The organism is Streptomyces sp. NPDC001770 (assembly GCF_053596135.1).
On the sequence record NZ_JBSFFN010000094.1, the window covers coordinates 1 to 3,579 of the forward strand.

Annotated in this window: 2 protein-coding genes; both read left to right on the forward strand. The window is 71.5% G+C overall.

From position 1 onward, the window contains the following. A partial coding sequence (locus tag ACWCSV_RS34450; RefSeq protein WP_451149187.1) for a beta-ketoacyl reductase occupies positions 1-1,647 on the forward strand: 1,647 nt, incomplete at its 5' end. 61 nt (positions 1,648-1,708) lie between these two features. Further along, on the forward strand, positions 1,709-3,579 hold a 1,871-nt coding region (locus tag ACWCSV_RS34455; RefSeq protein ID WP_451149189.1), incomplete at its 3' end, for a type I polyketide synthase.

Here is a 3,579-nt window from a genome sequence, read left to right on the forward strand (position 1 = left end):
ACTGCGCCGTTGTGGGTGTTGACGCGTGGTGCGGTGCAGGTCGGTGCGGGTGAGGTGACGACGAGTCCGGCGCAGACGCAGGTGTGGGGTCTGGGTCGCACGGTCGGTCTGGAGCACGCGGACCGGTGGGGTGGGCTGGTCGACCTGCCGGCAGCGTGGGATGCCGAGGCCGCAGCCCGGCTGGTCGGTGTGTTCGCCGGTGGCCGGGAGGATCAGGTCGCGGTGCGGGAGTCGGGTGTCTTCCTGCGTCGGTTGGTGCGGGCCGAGACGCGTCGGGGTGAGTCGGCGGGCTGGTCGCCGCGTGGCACGGTTCTGCTGACGGGTGGTACGGGGTCGATCGGTGTCTGCATCGGTCCGTGGCTGGCCGAGCACGATGCCCCGAGGGTGGTGCTGACCTCGCGGTCGGGCCCGTCGGCCCCCGGTGTGGCTGCGTTGGCCGCGACGGTGGCGGGCGGAGGTTCCGCCGTCGAGGTCGTGTCGTGCGACCTCACGGACCGTACGCAGGTGACCGGGATGGTCGAGTGGATCGAGAACACCGGTCCCGGCCTGTCGACCGTCCTGCACTCGGCGAACTTGCCTTTCCTGGCCCGGGTGGACGACACGGATCACGAGGGTCTCGCGGCTGCGCTCGGTGCGAAGGCGGTCGGCGCGGTGCATCTGGACGAGGCGACGGCGGCGTTGGGGATCGACGAGTTCGTGATGTTCTCGTCGATTTCTGCGACGTGGGGCAGCAATGACCACGGTGCTTATGCGGCCGGTAACGCGTTCCTGGACGGGTTGGCGGAGGACCGGCGGGCCCGGGGTCTGCCGGGGACGTCGGTTGCCTGGGGTGTGTGGAACACCCGTGACTGGGATGCCGTGGATGCGGTGATGGACCAGGCGCCGGGTCGGGTGACCCCGCACCGTCTGCTGCGGCAGGGGATGAACTTCCTCGACACCGACCGGGCGTTGACGGCGCTCGGGGAGATCCTTGCGGACGACGAGACGTTCATCGCCCTGGCGGACATCGAGTGGGAGAAGTTCGCGCCGGTCTTCACCGCCGCCCGTCCCCGACCGCTGCTGGACACCATTCCCGAAGCCCAGGAGGACACGGCGGTCCGTCCGGCGGACGACCAGCGCAGCGAGTACGCCGCCCGCCTGGCCGGGATGCCGGCCGCCGAGCGGCGGCGGACCGTCGTCGAACTGGTCCGGACACACGCGGCGGCCGTGCTGGGGCACGACTCCGCGGACGAGATCATGGCGAGCCGGGCCTTCCGCGAACTGGGCTTCGACTCGCTGACCGCCGTCGAGCTCCGTAACCGGCTGAACACCGCATGCGGCGTCCGGGTGCCGTCGACACTGGTCTTCGACCACCCGACTCCGGAGGCCGTGGCCGACTTCCTGATCACCGAGCTGTCCGGGAAGGAGCTGGTCGGCCACACGGCCGTGCTGGATGAGTTCGAACGGCTGGCCGCCGGGCTGACACCGTCGGACGACGAGACCCGAGCCGAGATCGTGGCCCGGCTGGAGGCGCTTACCCAGCGCTTCCGGGGCGTCCGCGACACGGGCGAGACCGGCGGGGCCGACAAGCGGGCCCTGCAGGAGGCCACCGCCGACGAGATGTTCGCCCTCCTGGAGGACGAGCTCGACGATCCGGACTTCGACTGACCGTGGCAGTCCCGTCGGCACCAACTCCTCCCGAACGAGGTCGAATGTGAGCGACAGACCCATGCAGAACGAAGAGAAACTGCTCGACTTCCTCAAGCAGACCACCGCCAAGCTCCGCACCGCGCGGGCCCGGCTGCGCGAGGTGACCGAGCGGGAGCGGGAACCCATCGCGATCGTCGGGATGGCCTGCCGCTACCCGGGCGGCGTGCGCACCCCCGACGACCTGTGGGACCTGCTGATGTCGGGTGGGGACGCGGTCGGCGGGTTCCCTGCCGACCGCGGTTGGGACCTCGACGGGCTCACCGGTGCCGCATCGGGCGCGGACGGCACGAGCAGCACCGTCCAAGCCGGTTTCGTCTCCGGAGCCGCGGACTTCGACGGCGGGTTCTTCGGGATCAGTCCGCGTGAGGCGCTGGCGATGGACCCGCAGCAGCGACTGCTGCTGGAAACGGCATGGGAGGCGGTCGAACGGGCCGGGATCGACCCGGCGAGCCTGCGGGAGTCGGCCACCGGCGTGTTCGCGGGTGCCGCGCCCTCCGGGTACGCGACCTCCGGCGGCGACCTTTCCGGCTCGGAGGCACACCTCATCACCGGGACGGCGATGAGTGTGCTGTCCGGCCGGGTGTCGTACACCCTGGGCCTCACCGGGCCGGCCGTGTCGGTGGACACCGCTTGCTCCTCCTCGCTGGTCGCACTGCACCTCGCCGTGCAGTCGCTGCGTTCGGGCGAGAGCACGCTGGCATTGGCCGGCGGGGTGACGGTGATCGTCAGCCCGGGCGAGTTCGTGGGTTTCTCGCAGCAGAACGCACTCGCCCGGGACGGGCGGTGCAAGGCGTTCGGTGCGACCGCGGACGGGATGGGGCTCGCCGAAGGGGCGGGCGTGGTGGTGCTGGAGCGCCTGTCGGACGCCCGGCGCCACGGGCACCGGGTGCTGGCCGTGGTCCGGGGGAGCGCCGTCAACCAGGACGGCGCCTCCAACGGTCTGTCCGCGCCCAACGGACCGGCGCAGCAGCGGGTGATCCGTGCGGCACTGGCCAACGCCCGCCTGACGACGGGTGACGTTGACGTGGTCGAGGCGCATGGCACCGGCACCACCCTGGGAGACCCGATCGAGGCGCAGGCGGTACTGGCGACGTACGGGCAGGGGCACTCGGCTGATCGACCGCTGTGGCTCGGCTCGGTCAAGTCGAACATCGGGCACGCGCAGCAGGCGGCGGGCATAGCCGGTGTGATCAAGATGGTGCTGGCACTGCGGCACGGCATGCTCCCGGCGACGCTGCACGCGGCGCAGCCCACGCCGCACGTCGACTGGTCCGCGGGGTACGTGAGCCTGCTCCAGGAACGCGTCGAGTGGCCGGCGGGCGAGCATCCGCGCCGCGCGGGCGTCTCGGCGTTCGGGATCAGCGGCACCAACGCACACGTGGTCCTGGAGGAGGCGCCCGCCGAGGAGCCGACCGCTCCGGAGCCTGCCGGGATTCCGGTGCTCGTCGCCGAACCCGCACTGATTCCGGTCACAGTCTCCGGACGGTCCGCCGAAGCCCTGGCGGATCAGGCGCGACGGCTGCGGGAGCACCTCCTGGCCCGCCCGGAGTCGCCGCTGCCGGAAGTGGCGTGGTCGCTCACCACCGCGCGGACGGCTTTCAAGCGGCGCGCGGTGGTGCTGGGTGCGGATCTCGCCGAACTGGCGGCGAAACTGGACGCCGTGGCCGAGGACCGGCCCGGGGCCGGTGTGGTGACGGGGGAGGTACCGTCGGCCGGTGTGGGGCGGACGGTGTTCGTCTTCCCCGGGCAGGGCAGTCAGTGGGTGGGGATGGGCCGTGAGTTGGCGGAGGTTTCGCCGGTGTTCGCGGCGAGGTTGGCGGAGTGTGGTGTGGCTCTGGCGCCGTATGTGGACTGGCGGTTGGACGATGTTTTGGCGGGTGTGCATGGGTT